Here is an 18,224-nt window from a genome sequence, read left to right as displayed (position 1 = left end):
ACGGCACACGGCGCACGGCCACCAGCGCCGCGCGCCTAGGGTGGGCGGGTGATGGGCGACGAGGGGCGAGCACGGGCGGCACTCGCGACCGTCGCAGCGAACGGGTGGGCGGATGCCGGGCCCGTGGCGGGCGAACTCACCGGTTCGGCCACCCCGCGGCACGCCGCCGTCCTGATGCTCTTCGGCGCGCTTGACCGCACCCCCAGCGACCGCCCGGCCGTCGCCGCCGACGTCCCGCGCGACCTGGACGTCCTGCTGCTCGCGCGTGCCACGACCCTGCGCGCGCACCCGGGCGAGGTCGCGTTCCCCGGCGGACGGATCGACCCGGGCGACGCCGACGCCGTCGCCGCAGCCCTCCGCGAAGCACACGAGGAGACCGGGCTGGACCCGACGGGCGTCGAGGTCCTCGGCACGCTGCCCGCGGTGCCGCTGGCGTTCTCGAACCACCTGGTGCGCCCGGTGCTGGGGTGGTGGCGCGAGCCGTCTCCGATCCGGGTCGTCGACGAGCGCGAGTCGGCCGCGGTGTTCCGGGTCCCCGTGGCGGACCTGCTCGACCCGGCGAACCGCGGGGTCACGGTGATCCGACGCGGTGGTCAGGAGTGGCGCGGGCCGGGCTTCACCGTCGATGCGGAGCACGGCGACCACGACGACGACCACCTGGTGTGGGGGTTCACCGCGATGCTGCTGGATGCGCTGTTCGACCGGCTCGGGTGGACCGAGGACTGGGATCGGGAGCGGGAACTGCCGCTCGATCGTCGACACTGAGCCGGTCGGTACCGCCCAGGGGGAACGACAGCGGGTCGGCACGGACCGCGTCCACCGCGTGGGCGACGGCCCCGATGACGACGACGTCGCCGCCGAGCGTCGACGCCACCAGGTCGGGCACGGGGTCGAAGTGCCAGCCGTCGAGCAGCGCGCGGGCACGGTCGATGACGGCGACCGCCGGCTGGGCGATCGCACCGGCGACCACCACGCGGTCGATGTCGAGCAGGCTGGCGAGCAGGACGCAGACGCGGGCCAGTCGGTCGCCGAGGCGGTCGACGATCGCCAGCGCCACGGTGTCGCCGTCCTGCGCCGCGCGGAACACGGCGGAGGCACCGGCGTCCACCGCGAGCGGACTGCCCGGCCGGACCTCGCCCGCAGCGACGGCCTCGGCGACCAGCGTCCGCGCCGTCGCGCCGATGCCGTCCGACGACCCGACCCCCTGGACGATGTCGAGCACGCGCATCTCCCCCGCGCCGCCGTGGGCACCGCGGAGCAGCACACCGTCGACCACGAGGCCGCTGCCGAACCGCTCGCCGGAGAGCAGTGCGGCGAACGAGGCGTCCCCCGAGGACGGCCGCTCGGCGAGCGCGGCGAGGTTCGCGTCGTTCTCGACGACGACGCGGCCGTGCGGGACGGCGCCGGCGAAGCCCGGGTTCATCCGGTCCCAGAAGCCGCCGTCGTCCGGCGATGCCCCGCCGGCGTCGACCGGCGCGGGGATGCCGACGACGGTGACCAGGACGCGGGAGCGGTCGGCTCCGGCGGCGGCGAGCGCGTCGTCCACGGTGTCGGCGAGGACTGCGAGCCGGACGGGGACCTCGAGTCCCGACTCACCGAGGGCCCCCTCGGCGCGACCGAGCACGGTGCCGCGCAGGTCGGCGACGATGGCGGTGACCCGGTGCTGTCCGGCGTCCACGCCGACGACGACCCCGGCGGCGGTGTCGAGTTCGTAGCGACGGGCGGGCCGCCCGATCCGGTACTCCCCGGCGGCACGGGCGTCGTCGAGCTCGTGGAGCCAGCCGAGCCGGACGAGTTCCTCGCACGCGGCCAGCACGGTCGAGCGGGTCAGGCCGGTGGCGTCGATGGCTTCGGTCGCGGTGAAGGCGCCAGCGTCGAAGGCGTGCGCGAGCAGTGTCTCGGCGCTCGTTCGACGGGGTGGCGGCATGCCGCGACCTTATCGCGCAACGAGTTCCTTGCGTAATTAGATTTTGTCGCTAGATTTAGTCTCGCGGTCGGCATCGGAGCCGATCGCAGGACGGAACGGCAGGGCTGCCGGGTCCGGACGGACGGAGACGACGTGCAACCACACGCCACGACCAGGACGGCGGCATCGGTGAGCCGACGCTCGTTCCTGCTCGGAGCCGGCGGCATCGGAGCGGGCCTCGCGCTCGCCGGGTGCGCCCCGATCGGGTCCTCGAGCGCCAAGCCGGAGACCATCACGTTCTACGTCTCGAAGCCCGAGGTCATCGGGTACTTCGACGGCGTCATCGCGCAGTTCCACGACAGCCAGTCGAAGGTGCGGGTCGTCCGCGACTCGACCTCGAGCATGTCCGCGAACTTCGTCCGGAACCGGCCGCCGGACCTCGGCTGCTGGAACTACAACTTCTCGGTCGTGCCGTTCGTCGAGCACGGAGCCCTGACGGACCTCTCCGACCTGTCGCAGGCCGACACGATCAACCCGGACCTGTGGCCGCTCATGCAGCAGACCGCCGACTACCCGGGTCGCAAGAGCGCCCTGCCGTACTCGGTGACCGCCGCCTCGGTGATCTACAACAAGGCACTGTTCGCCGAGCAGGGGCTCGAGGTGCCGACGACGTGGAGCGAGTTCGCCGATCTCTGCAAGCGGCTGCAGCAGGCCGGCATCGCCCCGATCTACGGGACGTTCAAGGACAACTGGACGATCGCGCAGGGCATGTTCGACTACACGGTCGGCGGTGCGATCGACACCCCGAAGACGTTCGACGCACTGCGACGCGAGGGCACGAGCGTCGGCAAGGACTCGTCGGTGTCGTTCGAGAAGGACCTCCGGACGCCGATGGAACGCATGACCCAGCTGCGCGCATGGCACCAGGACGGTGCCGCCAGCCGCGGGTACGGCGACGGCAACCTCGCGTTCGCACAGGGCAAGGCCGCGATGTACCTGCAGGGGCCGTGGGCGCTCGGCGAGATCGCCAAGACGAACAAGGACATGGACCTCGGCACCTTCCCGCTGCCCGTCACCGACGACGCCGCGGACAACAAGGTGCGGGTGAACGTCGACCTGGCGCTCTGGATCCCCGAGGCGTCCCGGAAGCAGGAGGCCGCCCGCGAGTTCCTGACGTTCCTGATGCAGTCGAAGGTCAACGACAAGTACAACGCCGACAACAACGGCTTCGGTGTCCGCAAGGACGCTCCCCCGGCGTCGAACCCGGCGCTGACCGGCATGCAGTCGTACTACGACGACGCCGCCTTCTACCTCGGTGCGTCGCAGCTCATCCCCGCCGAGATCCCGGTCGCGAACTACGCGCAGTCGATCGCCTTCGGCGGCGACCCGCAGCGCCAGCTCCGCACCCTCGACGCCGACTGGGCGCGTCTCGCGCTCCGCACGGCCGCGTAAGGAGACGTCCCATGGCAACCACCACCACCGAAGCCATCACGACGGCGGACCGCCGCCGACGTGGCGGAGCCGCCCCGGGCCTCCAGTCCGTCACCCACAAGCGGAAGCGGATCGAACCGCTCTTCCTCGCCTTCCTGCTCCCCACCCTGCTGCTCTTCACGCTCGCCATCACGCTGCCGGCCGTGATGGGCATCGTGCTCAGCTTCACGAACTCCGTCGGCTTCGGTGAGTTCCGCTTCATCGGGCTCACGAACTACGTCGCGGTGTTCTCCGACCCCGCGATCCTGCAGGCGTACCTGTTCACCCTCGGGTTCTCGCTCGTCACCGTGATCGTCGTCAACGCGGTCGCGTTCCTGCTCGCCATCGCGCTGACGTCGAAGATCCGCGGCAAGATCGCCCTCCGCGCGGTGTTCGTGCTGCCGATGGTGATCTCGGGCATCGTCATCGCGTACGTGTTCTCGTTCCTGTTCGCGAACAGCCTGCCGGCCCTGGCCAGTGCGATCGGCTTCGGTCCGCTCGAGCAGAGCATCCTGGCGAACCCCGACCTGGCGTGGGTCGCCATCGTGATCGTCACCGCGTGGCAGGCGATCCCGTCGACGCTCCTCATCTACATCGCCGGGGTGCTGTCCATCCCCGGCGAGGTCTACGAGGCAGCTGCCCTCGACGGCGCGAGCGCGTGGCGGCAGCTGATCTCGATCACCGCACCGCTGACGGCCGGCTACATCCTGATCAACCTCGTGATCGGGTTCAAGAACTTCCTGAACTCGTACGACATCATCGTCGGCCTGACCGACGGTGGCCCCGGCACCTCGACCACGAGCGTCGCGATGTCGATCTTCAAGGGCTTCAACGGCGGCGACTACGCCTACCAGATGGCCAACGCCACGATCTTCTTCATCATCGCGGTCGTCATCGCCGTGATCCAGCTGCGGGCGACCCGCGGGAAGGCAGCGCTCTGATGACCATCCAGACACCCCTCCGTCCGGGGACGACGAAGACGGGCAGCATCAGATCGGTCGACGCCGACCGGACCGCCGGCCGCCGCGGCGGCAACGCCAACTGGCCCGTCACCGTCGTCCTCGTGCTCTGCGCGCTCTCGATCCTGGTGCCGCTCTACGTCACCCTGACGATGGCGTTCAAGACGACCGGCCAGGCCGTCGACGGCAACGCGTTCTCGCTGCCGGCTCCGTTCAGCGTCGACGGCTTCGTGCAGGCGTGGGAGCTCACCGACTTCCCGCGGGCGTTCGGTGTCTCGGTGCTCGTCGCCGCGATCACCGTCGTCGGCACGATCCTGCTCGCGTCGTTCACCGCGTTCGCGATCGCCCGGAACTGGGACCGTCGGCTGTTCCGCTGGTCGTTCTTCTACCTGCTCGCCGCGATGTTCCTGCCGTTCCCGGTGCTCGCGCTGTCGCAGGTGAAGCTCACCGGGCTCGCCCACCTGGACAACCCGTTCGGCGTCGCGCTGCTGCACGTCATGTTCCAGCTGTCGTTCAGCGTGCTGCTCTTCACCGCGTTCCTGCGGTCGATCCCGGCCGAGCTCGAGGAGAGCGCCCGCATCGACGGCGCGAGCACGGGCCAGGTGTTCTGGCGGCTCGTGTTCCCGCTGCTGGCACCGATGAGCGCCACCGTCGGCATCTTCGCGTTCCTGGCGTCGTGGAACGACTTCGTGATGCCGTCGCTGATCACCTCGGACCCGGCGTTGCAGACCCTGCCGGTGCTGCAGCAGATGTTCCAGACCCAGTTCAGCAACAACTACAACGTGTCGTTCGCCTCGTACCTGATGGCGATGGCCCCGGCGATCATCGTCTACCTCGTCACGCAGCGATGGGTGATGGCCGGTGTGACCCAGGGCGCCATCAAGTGAGCAAGACGACCGACCCGGCCGGTACGACCGAACCGACCGACACCGCCACGAACCACGAAAGGCCCGTCGTGACCGACACCCTCGCCCAGCCCGCCACCACTGCCACCGACGAGACCTGGTGGCGCCAGGCGAGCGTCTACCAGATCTACCCGCGCTCCTTCGCGGACGCGAACGGCGACGGCATCGGCGACCTGCCCGGCATCACCGAGCGCGTGCCGTACCTGGCGTCGCTCGGCGTCGAGGCCGTCTGGCTCAGCCCGTTCTACCCGTCCGCCCTCGCCGACGGCGGCTACGACGTCGACGACTACCGCGACGTCGACCCGAAGCTCGGCACGCTCGACGACTTCGACCGGATGGTCGAGGCGCTGCACGCCGCCGGCATCCGGGTGATCGTGGACGTGGTGCCGAACCACACGAGCGACCGGCACGAGTGGTTCCGCGAGGCGCTCGCCGCGCCGAAGGGCTCCCCCGCCCGCGACCGCTACGTCTTCCGCGACGGCACCGGGCCGTCCGGCGAACAGGCTCCGGCCGACTGGATCTCGATCTTCGGCGGCCCGGCCTGGACCGCGGTCGGCGACGGCCAGTGGTACCTGCACTCCTTCGCCAAGGAGCAGCCCGACCTGAACTGGGCGAACCGCGAGGTCCGCGACGACTTCCTGCACACCCTGCGCTTCTGGTCGGACCGCGGCGTCGACGGCTTCCGCATCGACGTCGCCCACGGGCTCGCGAAGGACCTGCCGTCCGGAGCCCTGCCGACCTGGGCGGAGCTCGCCGAGATCCCGAAGGACGGCTCGCACCCGCTGTGGGACCGCGACGACGTGCACGAGATCTACGCCGAGTGGCGGACCGTGTTCAACGAGTACACCCCGGCGCGCACTGCGGTCGCCGAGGCCTGGGTCGCCGCCGACCGCCGCGCCCGGTACGCCAGCGCCGACGGTCTGGGGCAGGCGTTCAACTTCGACCTGCTCGAGGCCGACTTCGACGCCGGTTCGTTCAAGGAGATCATCGAGTTCAACCTCGGCCTGGCCGAGCAGTCCGGCTCGTCGACCACGTGGGTGTTCTCGAACCACGACGTCGTCCGGCACGCCACCCGCTACGCGCTGCCGGCGCGGAACGGCTCCCCCGACAAGCAGGGCGGCAAGTGGCTGCTCGCCGGTGGGTCGCAGGACGCGCTGGACCGCTCGCTCGGGCTGCGCCGCGCGCAGGCGGCGACCCTGCTCGAGCTCGCACTGCCCGGCTCCGCCTACCTGTACCAGGGCGAGGAGCTCGGTCTGCACGAGGTCGGCGACATCCCCGACGCCGACCGCCAGGACCCCGCGTTCTTCCGCAACCCGGGCGTCGACGTCGGCCGCGACGGCTGCCGTGTCCCGATCCCGTGGACCCGGTCCGGCCCGTCGTTCGGCTTCGGCTCCGGCTCCGCGCACCTGCCGCAGCCGGCGTGGTTCGCGGACGCCAGCGTCGAGGCCGAGGACACCGACCCCGACTCGACCCTGAGCCTGTACCGGAAGGCCCTCGGGCTGCGCGGCCAGCTGCAGTCCGAGGAGCACCTGGAGTGGCTCGAGACCGGCCGCGACGACGTGCTCGCGTTCCGACGCCCGAACGGCTGGACGAGCGTGACGGTGTTCGGTGACGAGCCCTACGAACTCCCCGCCGGCGAGCTGCTGCTCGCCTCGGCACCGGTGGCAGACGGTGCCCTCACGGGCGTGGGGACGGCCTGGTTGCGTTCCTGACGCAGGGTGCGCGTCGTGGACGCGACCAGGTGACGGACGGGAGGCGCGGTGCAGGCAGGCACCGGGCCTCCCGTCCGCCGTGGGGTCACCATCTCGGGCCGCGACCGGCATCCGAGACGTCAGCCGCTGACGGTAGGGTCGCCGCATGAGCGGGGCGACGATCAGCGTGCAGGACTTCGTCATGCGGTTCGGGGACCGGAACGTGGTCGACGGACTGTCGTTCGACGTCGCCGCCGGCGAGACGTTCGGCCTGCTCGGCAGCAACGGCTCCGGCAAGACCACGACGATCCGCGCCCTGCTCGGCATCACCACCCCGACCGCGGGCACCCTGACCATCGACGGCCAGCCCTACCGGCCCGCCACCGGTGGCATCGGGTACCTGCCCGAAGAGCGCGGGCTCTACCGCAAGGAATCCGTCATCGACGTGATGTCCTACTTCGGACGGCTCCGCGGGCTCCGAGGTCCCGAGGCGACGGCCTGGAGCATGGACTACCTGGCACGCGTGGGCCTGGCCGACCGCGCCAAGCTCCGCGTCGACAAGCTCTCCGGCGGGCAGCAGCAGAAGGTGCAGCTCGGCATCACGATCATGGACCGGCCGCGGCTGCTCATCCTCGACGAACCGACGAAGGGCCTCGACCCCGTGAACCGACGGCTGCTGCTCGACCTGGTCGACGAACGCAAGGCCGACGGCGCGACCGTCATCCTCGTGACCCACCACATGGACGAGGTCGAGCGGCTCTGCGACCGGATCCTGCTGCTCAAGGACGGCACCGCCGCCGCCTACGGGTCGATCCCCGACGTGCAGGACGCCTTCGGCGGCGCCGTCGCCCGGGTCGGCCTCGACGGACCGGTCCCCCGCTCGCCGCTGTACAAGCTCGCGCGGCACGAGGGCCACGTCGCCTACCTCGTGCCGACGTCGGCCGCAGCACCGGACGGTGCCGACATCCTCGCGGCGCTGGTGGCGGACGGTGTCCGTGTCACCGCGTTCGAGATGCGTCGGATCCCCCTCGACGAGATCTTCGTGCAGGTCTACGGCCACGACGCGCTCGCCGCCGCGGGGGCAGCAGCGTGAGCCGCCTCGGGACCGTCGTCCGGTTCGAGTTCGTCCGCGCGGTCAAGAAGCCCGCGTTCTGGATCGGCACGCTCGCGCTGCCGGTCGTCATCGTCATCGTGTCCCTGCTCGTCGGCATCGGACAGGCCGCCGGCACCGACTCGGTCGTCTCGGGCTCGTCGGCCACGAAGACCCCGTTCCGCTACGTCGACCACTCCGGGCTGGTGTCCGAGTCCGTCGCGGCGAAGTGGGGCGGATCGCCGTCCACCGACGCCGACGCCGACCGCGCCGCCGTGCGCTCCGGGGACCTCGACGCCTTCATCTCGTTCCCGTCCTCCCCCTCGACCTCGCCGATCACCGTCGACGCCGCCGACCGCGGCCTGTTCGCGAACGGTGGCTACTCGTCGCTCGCCGAACGGGTGCTCGAGCAGAGCGTCGCCGCGACCGTCGACGACCCCGAGACCGTCGAGCTCCTGCGCTCCCCACCGGCCACCGACGTCACGACCTACGCCGACGGGCAGGTCGCGCCGGGTTGGCTGTCGATCGTTCCGCCGTTCCTGTACGTCGCCGCCTTCTTCGGACTCGTCATCCTGCTCGCGGCACGCATGGTGACCGTCGTGGTCGAGGAGAAGGAGAACCGCATCTCCGAGATGATCCTGACCGCCGTCACCGCCGGCGACCTGATCCGCGGCAAGGTGATCGCGATGCTGCTCGTCGGGTTCGTGCAGGTCGGGGTGTTCGTCATCCCAGGGCTGGTCGGGATGCTCGCCGTCCTGCCACTCGTCGCCTCGCAGCTCGGCGGGCTGACGATCGACCCGCGGCGGATGCTCGTCGGTGCCCTGCTGCTCGTCGGCGGCGTGCTGTTGGCGTCCGGGCTGTTCGTCGCTGTCGGTGCCGCGGTGCCGTCGATCAAGGACGCCTCGGCACTGCAGTCGGCGGCGATCTTCGCCCTGATCATCCCGCTCTACGCGGCGTTCTTCGTGATGACCACCCCGACGTCGCCCGTCGCCGCGTTCTTCACCTACTTCCCGACGTTCACGCCCGTCACCGCCATGGTGCGGAACGCCGTCGGCTCGCTGAGCGTCGTCGAGTCGGTGGTCTGCATCGTCGAGGTGTTCGTCGCCGCCGGGCTGCTGCTGTGGTTCGCCGAGTACCTGTTCCGGCACTCGGTCGCGCAGTACGGGTCGAAGGTGACGCTGCGGCAGATCGTGTCGTGGCGGCGGCGGTCGGTCTCCCGCTAGGGACGGCTCTGGGGTTCCCGCTCGGGCTCGCGAGCGGTCTGCTGGTGTTCCGCCGGTCGCTGGCGCTGTGGCGTCTCGCGCTCGGGGACGTCGGCGTCGAGGTCCCACGACGGCAACTCGTGCTGCTTCCAGCCCTGTCGGAGCGTCCGGACCGACCGGTCGAACTCCACCATGACGTCGATGTGGGGCCGGACGAGCATCTGGATCTGCAGTCCCTCGTACACCGCGAGCAGCTGCGTGGCCGCCTGGTACGACGGGATCGCCGATTCCTCGGCACCGTTGTCGAAGTCGCGCTGCAGACCGTTGCTGAGCTGCTCGACGTACTCGTCGAAGCGCTTGCGGAACAGCTCGGCGAAGCCGGACTCCGAGCTCGCGACGGTGATCACGCCCGCGAGGACGCGGACGAGCCCCGGGTCGGCGACGTCCTCGGCCAGGGTCAGCCGGACGTGGTCGATCGTGCACGCCGGCGGGGTCTTCCGACGGGTGCCACGCAGCTGCGTCCACCGGTCGTACGTCACCAGCAACAGGGCTTCCCACGCGGGGAACAACCGCTCCACGGTCTCGAGCGGGATGCCCGCGACCTCGGCCACCACCGAGGCGTCGACCGCGTCGAAGGAGTGCAGCCGGTAGGCGCGGATCGCTCCGCGGACGGTGCGCTCGGCGAGGGACTCATCGTCCTCGACGCGTTCGCCGTGCAGGGGTTCCATCCGACCATCCCATCGTGTGCGGTACCCCATTGTCTCGTCCCAGACCGGGGGCCGTCACATCCACGCCGGGTCGGCGTGGACCGGCTCGGCGTGGGCGGGCCGTTCAGCCGGGTCGTCAGCCGACTCGTCAGCCGACCGTGACGGGGTTCGCCGGGGGCTTCACCCGCTGCTTCGCCCAGACGAAGAACCCGGTCAGCGTGAAGACGCCGTAGAAGACGTACATGAGACCCGACGCGTAGTACCCGGCCGAGAACAGGAGCGGGACACCGACCAGGTCGACCGCGACCCAGATGAGCCAGAACTCGACCCAGCCCTTCGCCATGCCGTAGGTGGCGAGCAGCGAGCCGACGAAGATCCACGCGTCACTCCACACCGGCTCGTACGACCCGAGGGCACGGAACACCGGGGTGAGCAGGGCGGTCCCACCGACCATGCCGACGACCAGCATGATCCGAGTCCGCCACGATGCCCAGTGCGGTTCGATCACGGTGGACGTGTCGTCGGGGCGGTGGGTCCAGCGGTACCAGCCGTAGATGCTCACGATGATGAACATCACCTGGCGGCCGGCCTGGCCGAGCAGGTTGACGGGGTTCGGGGTGTCGAACAGTGCGCCCATGAAGACGGTGAACAGGAGCGCGTTGCCGACCAGCCCGACGGGCCAGGCCCAGACCTTGCGGCGCATCCCGCCGAGCGCACTGAGCAGCCCGAAGACGTTGCCGATCACCTCGCGCCAGAGCACCGTCTGGTCGCCGATGACGATCTGCGCGTCGAACAGCCAGCGCACGATGCCCATGGGCCCTCCTCGTTTCCGGTCGGTGCAACGGTCGGGGGACGTCCGGCATTCCGGCGGTGATCGGGGTACAAACATGTCCTCCACAGGGTGGACAAAAATCACCCCCGTTTTGGGTCCATGCGAAAGCATGTTCCCACTTGTCCGCACTTTGGGGGACGAGTACCGTCGTCACCAGAGCGAGTCCAGCCCGCCCGAGCAGCAGATCTGCGCTCCGGAGCCCGGCGACCGCTCTCGGCAAAGGTCAGCCGCGACCCCTCACCCGCGAGGTCGATGACACCGTCCCACCGGCACGACGACCCGAATCACGAGCCGGTGGAATCCAGTGCGCCCCGAACGCACAGAACGGACCCGCCACCATGCACAAGATCGTCACCGGTGCCATCGCCGGCGCAGCCGGCATCGCCCTCCTCCTCGGTGGAGCAGGCACCTTCGCCCTCTGGAACGCCAGTGCGTCCAGCGCCGCGTCCTCGGTGAGTTCCGGCACGCTGACCCTCAGCGCGAACAACGACGGCGCCTGGACGGACATCACGAACGGCCGCTCGGCCGCGATCAACCCCACCACCGCCCTGATGGTGCCGGGCAACACGTTCCAGTTCACGCAGACGCTGAACATCGGTGCGACCGGCCAGGACCTCAAGGCGAACCTGACCTACGCCAGCCAGTCGATCACCGGTGACTCCGCACTCCTCGCCGCGACGCAGAAGAACCTGGCCGTGACGTCCTCGAGCGCCACCGTCGTGCAGTCCACGTCGAACGCGAACACCTTCGTCGTCTCGCCGTCGGCGTCGACCTCGACCGTCAAGGTCGTCTTCACGATCACGCTGCCGTCCTCGGCGACGACCGGGCAGAACGGGTCGATCAACGTCGGCGCCCTGGCCTTCACGCTCACCCAGACCGCGATCGGTTCCTGATCCACCGATCGCACTGACGCGGGCCACGACCGGCCCCTGATCCGCCGGTCGTGGCCCGTGCTGGGCCCTTGTGGCCCGTCTGGGCCCTTGTGGCCCGTCTGGGCCCTTGTGGCCCGCACCAGCAGAGGCTCACGAGCACCAGGGGACGCACATGACCGGGACACCGAGGACGACGGGCCGCCACCGCGCGGCACGACGCCACCGGTGGATCCCGCCCGTCGCGCTCGCCCTGGTCGTCGCCGTCGCCACGGCGCTCCTCGGCGTCGGCGGGACCTACGCCCTCTGGAACGGCACCGCCAGCACCGCGGCCACCACCGTGAAGTCCGCGACCGCGACGATCACCGTCGGCACCCTGTCGACGATGAACACCACCGTCCTCGGACCGGGTACCGGAGTCACCGGCACCTTCGCCGTGAAGAACACCGGTTCGATCCCACTGTCGATGCGCGTCGCCACGACGTCCACGAACGTCGCCTACGCGACGAACGCGTCGTCGGCGGCCGTCCTCGGCGAGCTGACGCTCCGTCTGACCAACGTGTCATCGGCTGCGGCCTGCACCGCCGGGCTGTCCGGCGCGAGCGGCCGTCTCGCCGCCTTCGACACCGGTAGCGGTTCGTTCACGCTCCAGCCCGGTGCGAGCACCGTCGGCTGTGTCGAGCTGGTCCTCGACGCCGACGCGCCGCAGAGCGTGTCCGGCGCCGTCACCGACTTCACCCTCACCGTCACCGGAACGCAGGTCTCCGCATGAACCGCCGTCTCCGGCTCGTCGTCGCCGTGCTGCTCACCGCCGTGTTCGTCGGCGGTGGGTCGAGCGCCGCCTGGGCACTGTGGAGTGCGTCCGGCACCACGGCCTCGAGCGTCACGATCGGCAAGGTCTCCGCGTCGATCGCCGGCACGAGCGCGCTGACCACCACCTTCTCGTCCACGGTGACGTCGGTCACGAAGCCGATCACGCTCACCAACTCGGGCTCCATCGCCGGCACCGCGACGACCACCGTGTCCGTCGTCTCCGGCAGCTCGACGGCGCTCGCGCAGGCGGTCACCGTCGTCGCGTGGCCCGCCGCCACGACCGCGGCGTGCACGACGAACACCGCGGTCGGCAGCGGCTCGGTCACCGGCACTTGGGCGTCACTGCCGAGCATGACGTCCAAGCTCGCCGCCGGCGCCTCGGCCATCTGGTGCACCCGCAGCACGCCCAAGTCCTCGGCGCCGGCATCCGCCACGGCCAACGTGAACGTGAACCTCACCGTGGCGAGCGGCAGTTGGACGTCGGGCGTCGTGCAGGGAGGCTTCTACTTGAACACCTCCGCAGCGGAAGCAGCGCTGACCTGCAACGACCACAGCGGCAACTACGTCGACGTCACCTGGGACGCCGCAGGCCGCCCCAAGGAGACCTGGTACGCCGCCTACGTCGGGACCACGCCGGTCGGACAGAAGGCCCAGGACTACTCGGCGTTCATCACCATCGCCCCGAGCGACATCCCGGCGAGCGCGGGTACCTCCGGCACGCTCACCGTCACCGTCAAGGTCCTCGACAGCGCCGGCAACCCGACCTCGACCGTCGCCGGGAGCGGCCCGGTCACGCTCTTCACGCAGAACAACGGCGCGGCGATCCGGTGCGGCGCGTGACCCGCGCGGCGGCTCGTCCCGAACGTGCGGAGCGCTCCGGTGGGCGTGCGGTCGTGCACGCCGTCGTCCTCGGTCTCAGCACCGGGCTGCTCCTGCTCGTCGCGGCCCTCGCCGTCGTGCTCATCGTCGTCCCCAAGGCCACCGGGTCGATGCCGCTGACGGTCCTGACCCAGTCGATGGAGCCGACGCTGCCCCCGGGCACCCTGCTCGTCGTCCGTCCCACCGCCGTCGACGACATCGAGGTGGGCGACGTCGTCACCTACCAGATCGTCTCCGGCCAGCCGGCCGTCATCAGCCACCGCGTGACCTCGGTGTCCTCGTCGTCGAACGGGGCGCGCACGTTCGTCCTCAAGGGCGACAACAACGCGAAGGCCGACCCGCACCCCGTCACCGCCGCACAGATCCGGGGCGTGGTCTGGTACAGCATCCCCGAGGTCGGTGTCGTCAACCAGCTCGTCAACGGCTCGCGGAGCTGGCTCATCCCGACCGTCGCCGGCGTCCTGCTGGCGTACGGCGGCGCGATGATCACCATCGGCACGGTCACGGCCGCGCGCCGTCGACGTGGGGCGTCCGGGCGCGGGCGACGTGCGACGGCCGGTCACGGGCGCCGCAGGGCATCGCACCGGGGCTCGGGGCAGGCCCCGGTCTAGGCTCGGTGGACGTGACCGACGGAGTGCAGCGAGCGAGGGAACTGCTCGACGACGCCGCACGACGGCTCCGTGCCGCCGGGGTGCCGGACGAGGCGCTCGGCGAGTACGCGCAGCCGAAGGCGGTGCTCGGCATCCGCCGCGAAGCGACCATGCGGCCCCTCGGTCGCGTGTGGCGGGTCGGTGCACTGCTGATCGGGTCGTCGCTCGAATCGGGCGGCCGGGTCTGGGCCACCGGGGCGATCACCCGGGTCACCGATCCGGGCCGGGCGCAGTTCCAGTCGGTCTCGGCCGAGGTCCGTCGGGCCTACCGTGCTGCTGCGGCGAAGGGGCACTTCGCGGCCGGCGACACCGTCAACCACGGCGCAACGGCGATCGCGTTGGACGGAACGCTCGTCGGCTCGACCGGGGTGCTCTTCGTCGAGGACGACGTGCCGCTCGTCCGCTGGTCACCGGCTGCCGGCTCCGCCGTCCCGCTCGCCGACTACCTGGCCGACCGCGTCGGGTTGCTCGTCGAACCGCCCCGGGGTGCGACCGACTGACCCGCTATCGTGACGGCATGGACGGACAGCAGCCGCGCGAACGACGCAACCCCTGGTGGGCGGTGCTGCTCGTCTTCATGTTCGGGGGCGTGCTGTCGCTGGTCGCCGGTCGGATGCTCCCCTGGCAGGACCAGGACCGCCAGGACCCCGACTACTGAGGCAAGGCGGCGGCCCGAGCATCGATGCGGTGCGTCAGCCGCTCGGGCTTCAGCGCACGCCCCTGGGCGGCGGGTTCACGTCGTCGTCGGAGCGGGCGCTGCGGCGGAAGGCTCGGCGCAACCACGTGATCGCGGCACCGACGATGACCGTGACGATCATGCCGACTGCGATCACGCCGGTCGACCCGGCCCCGTAGTTCGACCACGGCAGTCCGAGCGCCCACTGCGCCGCGGGGCCGACCACGAGCAGCACGGCGGCTGGAACGACGACGACGAGCAACGCTCGGGTGCCGCTCCAGGCCGGGTTGCGGAGCACCATGATGCCGGCCAGCGCCGCGACCGCCAGGGCGCCGTAGAACCAAGAAGCGCCGGACATGCGCCAACCGTCGTACGCGAACCAGTCCTGGACCGCGCGGACTGTCTGTGCCCACGTGTGCCGATCCGGCCCGCCACGCCCCGAGGCCAGGGGCAACGGCCAACCGATGACGGCGAGGAGACCCGTGATCGCGCTCCCCACGCCGAGCAGCACCATCCAGAACCGCGGCCCGACGGCGGGCTCGACGTCGAAGTCGGGGATGCTCACGCGGAAGACGCTACCGGGCAGGAGGCGAGATCAGACCGCACCGCGTGCGTTCAGTCGGACTCGTCGTGCCGGTACGGCCCCGATGCGCCGGCGAAGAAGACGACCTGGGCGCGAAGGCCGACATCGGCTTGGATGCGCGCTGCCGTCCTGAGCCCGACGGCGCGGGTCTCGGCATCACCGAACGGCGTCCCGACTCGTTCGGTGAGGGCACGCCAGTGCACGATCGCCTTGGCGGTGCCATCACCAGTACCCGCGGCGCGTGCCGACCGGACGTCCCGCTCCCCGTCACGCACGAACTCGACATCGGTTCCGGGCCGTGCACTCGGCAGCACGACGGCAGTACCCGCCTCGGCCACCGTGTCGATGCCGGCGCCGGCTCCGCACCAGACATGGGCTTCGTCGCCGAGCTCGAGCTGCACACGGCTCGCGAGCACGAACGCTTCGACGCGATGAGCGTCACGGACCGCTCCGGAAGGCCAGTCGAAGTCGGGCTCCCCGAGGGAATCGAAGACGTCGTTCCACGCCCTGAGGTCGTCCCGCAGCGGCGCGCTGAGCCCGAGTGCTCCCGCATCTGCCTCACCGATGCGCTCGCGAGACCCTCGGAACCAGAGCGGGGAGTCGTCGACCATGTACTCGGCCATCACGAGGACGATCGCGCTCACCACTCGCCCAGCGTACGACGCCAGAACGGGAGGGTACGGGAGCGGCCGGCGTGCACGACACTGTGATCGACATGATTGCTTCGTCTGTGCACGACCACCTTCGCCGCGGCCGATGGAGCAGCATCATCGGGCTGACGCTCGTGATCGTGGTGTCGCTCACCGCCTGGTCCGGCCGTGCGACGCCGGTCGACGACGTCGAGGTCGCTTCCGCCTGGATGGAGAACGTCCAGGATCGGTGGGCGGACCAGCCCGGCGAACTCGGCGCTGGTGCCGGGACCAACGACGCGTCGAGTCGGCTGTCCCTGGGCGTCGCAGACGGCGGCGAGCGCGCACACGTCCGCGTGTCCGTCGCCTGCCAGGGACACGGAACCGTCCGCATCGCCGTCTGGGGTGGTCGCATCGCCGACGGCGCTGACACCGGCAGGGAGCTCGCGGCGCGCTCGGTCCAGTGCGGCCACGACGAAGACCTCTACGTCGTGACCTCGGCCGACTCGATCACCATCGGGCCCACGTCGGGCGACTCGACCGTCAGCTGGTACGCCGCCGCCTACGCCGACCTCGCAGCGCAGACGCACTGAGCGGAGCTAGCGGACGGCATCCCACCCTGCCGGCATCTGCGGAGCGGACCAGTTCGGGTCCGGCACCCACCGCGACCAGTCGGTCTCGAACGGGAACGAGCCCGCGTGCACGGCCGCGGTGGCATCCTCGCCGGTGCGTTCGATCATCGCGCGGTCCGCTTCCGTGACCAGGCCCTCGTCCCTGTAGAACGCGAGTTCGTCTTCGTCCTTATACCGAATCGACCAGCGGCCCGCATCGTCTCGGGTCGCGATGACGTCGAGGGTCCAGTCCTGGCTGTCGAAGCCGACGGAGGTACGCACCCACGGCAGCTCGAGGTTGATGTACCAGTCCGGCAGCCACTGCGTCCCATCGTGCCAGCGCCACACCGACCACGCTGCGCCCTTCAGGTGCACGCGGACCACGGTCGCTCCGAACCAGCTGTCCTCGACGTAGGAGCCGTCCCAGTCCGAGGGGAGGACGAGCCGCGCGTTCGGTCCGCTGCCGGTACCGGCCCGGCGACGGACCGCGGAACCGAGCGGACTCGCGACCACCGCGACGTCGTCGTCATCGACGAGGACTCGACCCGCGACGGCGAAGGCGACGGCTCGACCGTGCGAACCGAGCGCGTGCAGACTGCGGAGGACCACGGATTCACCGGAGCGGAACGGTTCGCTCCGCACGTCGTTCGCAACATCGTCGTGCATCCGGTGATGCTCTCACAGGAGTTCTCGGTCACCGCACCCTGCATCACGATCCGGTGTCGAGCTCCGTGCTCTCCCCCGCGCTCTGTCAGGATGCCGCTCATGGGGGACCACAGAACGACCGCATCGGTGACCGGGGCGCTGCTCGCGCTGATCGTGCTGACGGGCTGCGCGGTCGAGAGCAGCACGGCCTCGAGCGGCCCGTCGACGAGCAGCACGCAGGCCGGCGCCACGGCCGGAGAGCCGACGGGCGCCGCGGGCACGTACGCCGCTTCCGGGGACGGCGCCGGCCCCGGCGCCGACAGCCCACCGCAGTACGGGCTCAACAAGCGGCACCACGACCGCACCGACCTGAGCGCGGAGTCGGCGGCAGCGCTCGACGTCGCACGTGCTCAGGTGGAGCGGGAGCTCGCCGCGCAGTCGACCCCGGTCCTGCAGCCCGCGGTCGAGGAGATCCTCGACGGCGTCGGAGCACCGAACCGCTGGATCGTGACGACGCAGACCGGCGAGAAGGTGCTGTTCGAAGCACAGGTCGAGATGTCCGGGTGCCTGATCGGCGAGGTCCAGCGCGACGGCAGGGCCGACGTCACGGCCGCGGGCTGGGTCCTCGACGGCGGATGCCACGCCCTCGACGGGCACTGAACGGTCCGACCGGCACCGAGCGCTCCGACGAGCGCTGCGCCCCGACAGAACCTAATCTGGTCGGATGCTCTCCCGACGCGACGCCGCCGTTCGACTCGACATCACCCTCGAGATGGCGACCCACCACGGAATCCCCTCGCGTCTCAGCGAAGCCGAACTCGACGCGATCGAACAGGATCCGCCCGCCTGGCTCGCGCAGTCCCGGGCGAACCGCACGGGTGCCAAGAAGGTCTGGGTCCGCCTCGAGTGCGTCGTCTGCGCGTTCGCCGAAGAAGCGCGGCCGAAGAAGTGGTGGCCCGAGTGGGACTACCTGATGTGCGACTACCACGAGCCGTACCAGGCGCCGGAACCGACTGCGGGGCTCACCCGGCGTGAGGTCGAGGGCATCGGCAGCCGGTTCATCGCCCTCGTCGACGAACGCCCCTGACTGACAGCTCCACCCCACTC

22 protein-coding genes are annotated in these 18,224 nt (G+C 70.6%); 16 read left to right on the top strand and 6 right to left on the bottom strand.

Features of this window, described 5'->3' with window-relative positions; genetic code table 11:
- The first annotated feature begins 48 nt into the window (after positions 1-48).
- On the top strand, positions 49-765 hold the full coding sequence (locus tag EDF33_RS10030) for a CoA pyrophosphatase (protein WP_243692427.1): 717 nt from the start codon (positions 49-51) through the stop codon (positions 763-765).
- Here the strand turns inward: EDF33_RS10030 and EDF33_RS10025 are convergent.
- Complete coding sequence (locus EDF33_RS10025) at positions 671-1,927, bottom strand: ROK family protein (protein ID WP_132099980.1); 1,257 nt, start codon at positions 1,925-1,927, stop codon at positions 671-673. The genes EDF33_RS10030 and EDF33_RS10025 overlap by 95 nt on opposite strands.
- Before the next feature lie 168 nt (positions 1,928-2,095).
- Between EDF33_RS10025 and EDF33_RS10020 the strand changes: the two genes are divergently transcribed.
- The 6 genes from EDF33_RS10020 to EDF33_RS09995 all read left to right on the top strand — a co-directional run bounded on the left by EDF33_RS10020 (position 2,096) and on the right by EDF33_RS09995 (position 9,244).
- A complete protein-coding gene (locus tag EDF33_RS10020) occupies positions 2,096-3,358 on the top strand; it encodes an extracellular solute-binding protein (protein ID WP_243692426.1) in 1,263 nt (420 codons plus the stop codon).
- 11 nt (positions 3,359-3,369) lie between these two features.
- A complete protein-coding gene (locus tag EDF33_RS10015) occupies positions 3,370-4,317 on the top strand; it encodes a sugar ABC transporter permease (protein ID WP_111084432.1) in 948 nt (315 codons plus the stop codon).
- Positions 4,317-5,222 (top strand): carbohydrate ABC transporter permease, encoded by a 906-nt coding sequence (locus EDF33_RS10010; protein ID WP_123291961.1) that lies wholly within the window; start codon positions 4,317-4,319, stop codon positions 5,220-5,222. The genes EDF33_RS10015 and EDF33_RS10010 overlap by 1 nt, the downstream gene beginning before the upstream one ends.
- 68 nt (positions 5,223-5,290) lie before the next feature.
- A complete protein-coding gene (locus EDF33_RS10005; RefSeq protein WP_123938758.1) occupies positions 5,291-6,952 on the top strand; it encodes a glycoside hydrolase family 13 protein in 1,662 nt (553 codons plus the stop codon).
- A gap of 145 nt (positions 6,953-7,097) precedes the next feature.
- On the top strand, positions 7,098-8,024 hold the full coding sequence (locus EDF33_RS10000) for an ATP-binding cassette domain-containing protein (RefSeq protein WP_123338726.1): 927 nt from the start codon (positions 7,098-7,100) through the stop codon (positions 8,022-8,024).
- The gene (locus EDF33_RS09995; protein WP_132099979.1) at positions 8,021-9,244 is read left to right on the top strand and encodes an ABC transporter permease; all 1,224 of its coding nucleotides are present in this window, start codon (positions 8,021-8,023) and stop codon (positions 9,242-9,244) included. Before EDF33_RS10000 ends, EDF33_RS09995 begins: the two co-directional genes overlap by 4 nt.
- On the opposite strand, the gene EDF33_RS09990 is transcribed toward EDF33_RS09995, so the two are convergent.
- Together EDF33_RS09990 and pnuC are read right to left on the bottom strand one after the other, a co-directional pair.
- Complete coding sequence (locus EDF33_RS09990) at positions 9,241-9,951, bottom strand: hypothetical protein (protein WP_132099978.1); 711 nt, start codon at positions 9,949-9,951, stop codon at positions 9,241-9,243. The two genes, EDF33_RS09995 and EDF33_RS09990, sit on opposite strands and share 4 nt — an antisense overlap.
- 127 nt (positions 9,952-10,078) lie before the next feature.
- Entirely contained in the window at positions 10,079-10,744 is a 666-nt protein-coding gene (gene pnuC / locus EDF33_RS09985) for a nicotinamide riboside transporter PnuC (protein WP_132099977.1), read from the bottom strand.
- 356 nt (positions 10,745-11,100) lie between these two features.
- Here pnuC and EDF33_RS09980 point away from each other — a divergent pair, with 356 nt between their 5' ends.
- From EDF33_RS09980 to EDF33_RS20155, 6 genes are all read left to right on the top strand, one after another.
- On the top strand, positions 11,101-11,655 hold the full coding sequence (locus tag EDF33_RS09980) for an alternate-type signal peptide domain-containing protein (RefSeq protein WP_132099976.1): 555 nt from the start codon (positions 11,101-11,103) through the stop codon (positions 11,653-11,655).
- Between the two features lie 151 nt (positions 11,656-11,806).
- Positions 11,807-12,403 carry a TasA family protein gene (locus EDF33_RS09975; protein ID WP_132099975.1) on the top strand — a complete coding sequence of 199 codons (597 nt, stop codon included), beginning with the start codon at positions 11,807-11,809 and terminating at the stop codon, positions 12,401-12,403.
- A complete protein-coding gene (locus EDF33_RS09970; RefSeq protein ID WP_132099974.1) occupies positions 12,400-13,284 on the top strand; it encodes a hypothetical protein in 885 nt (294 codons plus the stop codon). The genes EDF33_RS09975 and EDF33_RS09970 overlap by 4 nt, the downstream gene beginning before the upstream one ends.
- On the top strand, positions 13,281-13,934 hold the full coding sequence (locus EDF33_RS09965; RefSeq protein WP_243692425.1) for a signal peptidase I: 654 nt from the start codon (positions 13,281-13,283) through the stop codon (positions 13,932-13,934). The genes EDF33_RS09970 and EDF33_RS09965 overlap by 4 nt, the downstream gene beginning before the upstream one ends.
- 11 nt (positions 13,935-13,945) lie before the next feature.
- Entirely contained in the window at positions 13,946-14,473 is a 528-nt protein-coding gene (locus EDF33_RS09960) for a hypothetical protein (RefSeq protein WP_131879500.1), read from the top strand.
- A 17-nt stretch (positions 14,474-14,490) separates the two neighbouring features.
- Positions 14,491-14,631 carry a hypothetical protein gene (locus tag EDF33_RS20155; protein ID WP_165901085.1) on the top strand — a complete coding sequence of 47 codons (141 nt, stop codon included), beginning with the start codon at positions 14,491-14,493 and terminating at the stop codon, positions 14,629-14,631.
- Between the two features lie 49 nt (positions 14,632-14,680).
- Here EDF33_RS20155 and EDF33_RS09955 read toward each other — a convergent pair whose 3' ends face one another.
- Together EDF33_RS09955 and EDF33_RS09950 are read right to left on the bottom strand one after the other, a co-directional pair.
- Positions 14,681-15,214 (bottom strand): hypothetical protein, encoded by a 534-nt coding sequence (locus EDF33_RS09955; RefSeq protein ID WP_132099972.1) that lies wholly within the window; start codon positions 15,212-15,214, stop codon positions 14,681-14,683.
- A 50-nt stretch (positions 15,215-15,264) separates the two neighbouring features.
- Complete coding sequence (locus tag EDF33_RS09950; RefSeq protein WP_132099971.1) at positions 15,265-15,876, bottom strand: hypothetical protein; 612 nt, start codon at positions 15,874-15,876, stop codon at positions 15,265-15,267.
- A 71-nt stretch (positions 15,877-15,947) separates the two neighbouring features.
- Here EDF33_RS09950 and EDF33_RS09945 point away from each other — a divergent pair, with 71 nt between their 5' ends.
- Positions 15,948-16,454 (top strand): hypothetical protein, encoded by a 507-nt coding sequence (locus EDF33_RS09945; RefSeq protein WP_132099970.1) that lies wholly within the window; start codon positions 15,948-15,950, stop codon positions 16,452-16,454.
- Between the two features lie 6 nt (positions 16,455-16,460).
- On the opposite strand, the gene EDF33_RS09940 is transcribed toward EDF33_RS09945, so the two are convergent.
- A complete protein-coding gene (locus EDF33_RS09940) occupies positions 16,461-17,138 on the bottom strand; it encodes a DUF402 domain-containing protein (RefSeq protein WP_132099969.1) in 678 nt (225 codons plus the stop codon).
- A 99-nt stretch (positions 17,139-17,237) separates the two neighbouring features.
- On the opposite strand from EDF33_RS09940, the gene EDF33_RS09935 reads away from it, so the two are divergent.
- Entirely contained in the window at positions 17,238-17,777 is a 540-nt protein-coding gene (locus tag EDF33_RS09935; RefSeq protein WP_131879508.1) for a hypothetical protein, read from the top strand.
- Positions 17,778-17,841: 64 nt separating this feature from the next.
- Entirely contained in the window at positions 17,842-18,204 is a 363-nt protein-coding gene (locus EDF33_RS09930; protein WP_131879510.1) for a hypothetical protein, read from the top strand.
- Positions 18,205-18,224: the final 20 nt, after the last annotated feature.

The organism is Curtobacterium sp. PhB146, from assembly GCF_004342995.1.
Taxonomy (GTDB): Bacteria; Actinomycetota; Actinomycetes; order Actinomycetales; family Microbacteriaceae; genus Curtobacterium.
The sequence above is the reverse complement of the archived record's forward strand: the minus strand, read 5'-3'. Positions and strand labels throughout refer to the sequence as shown.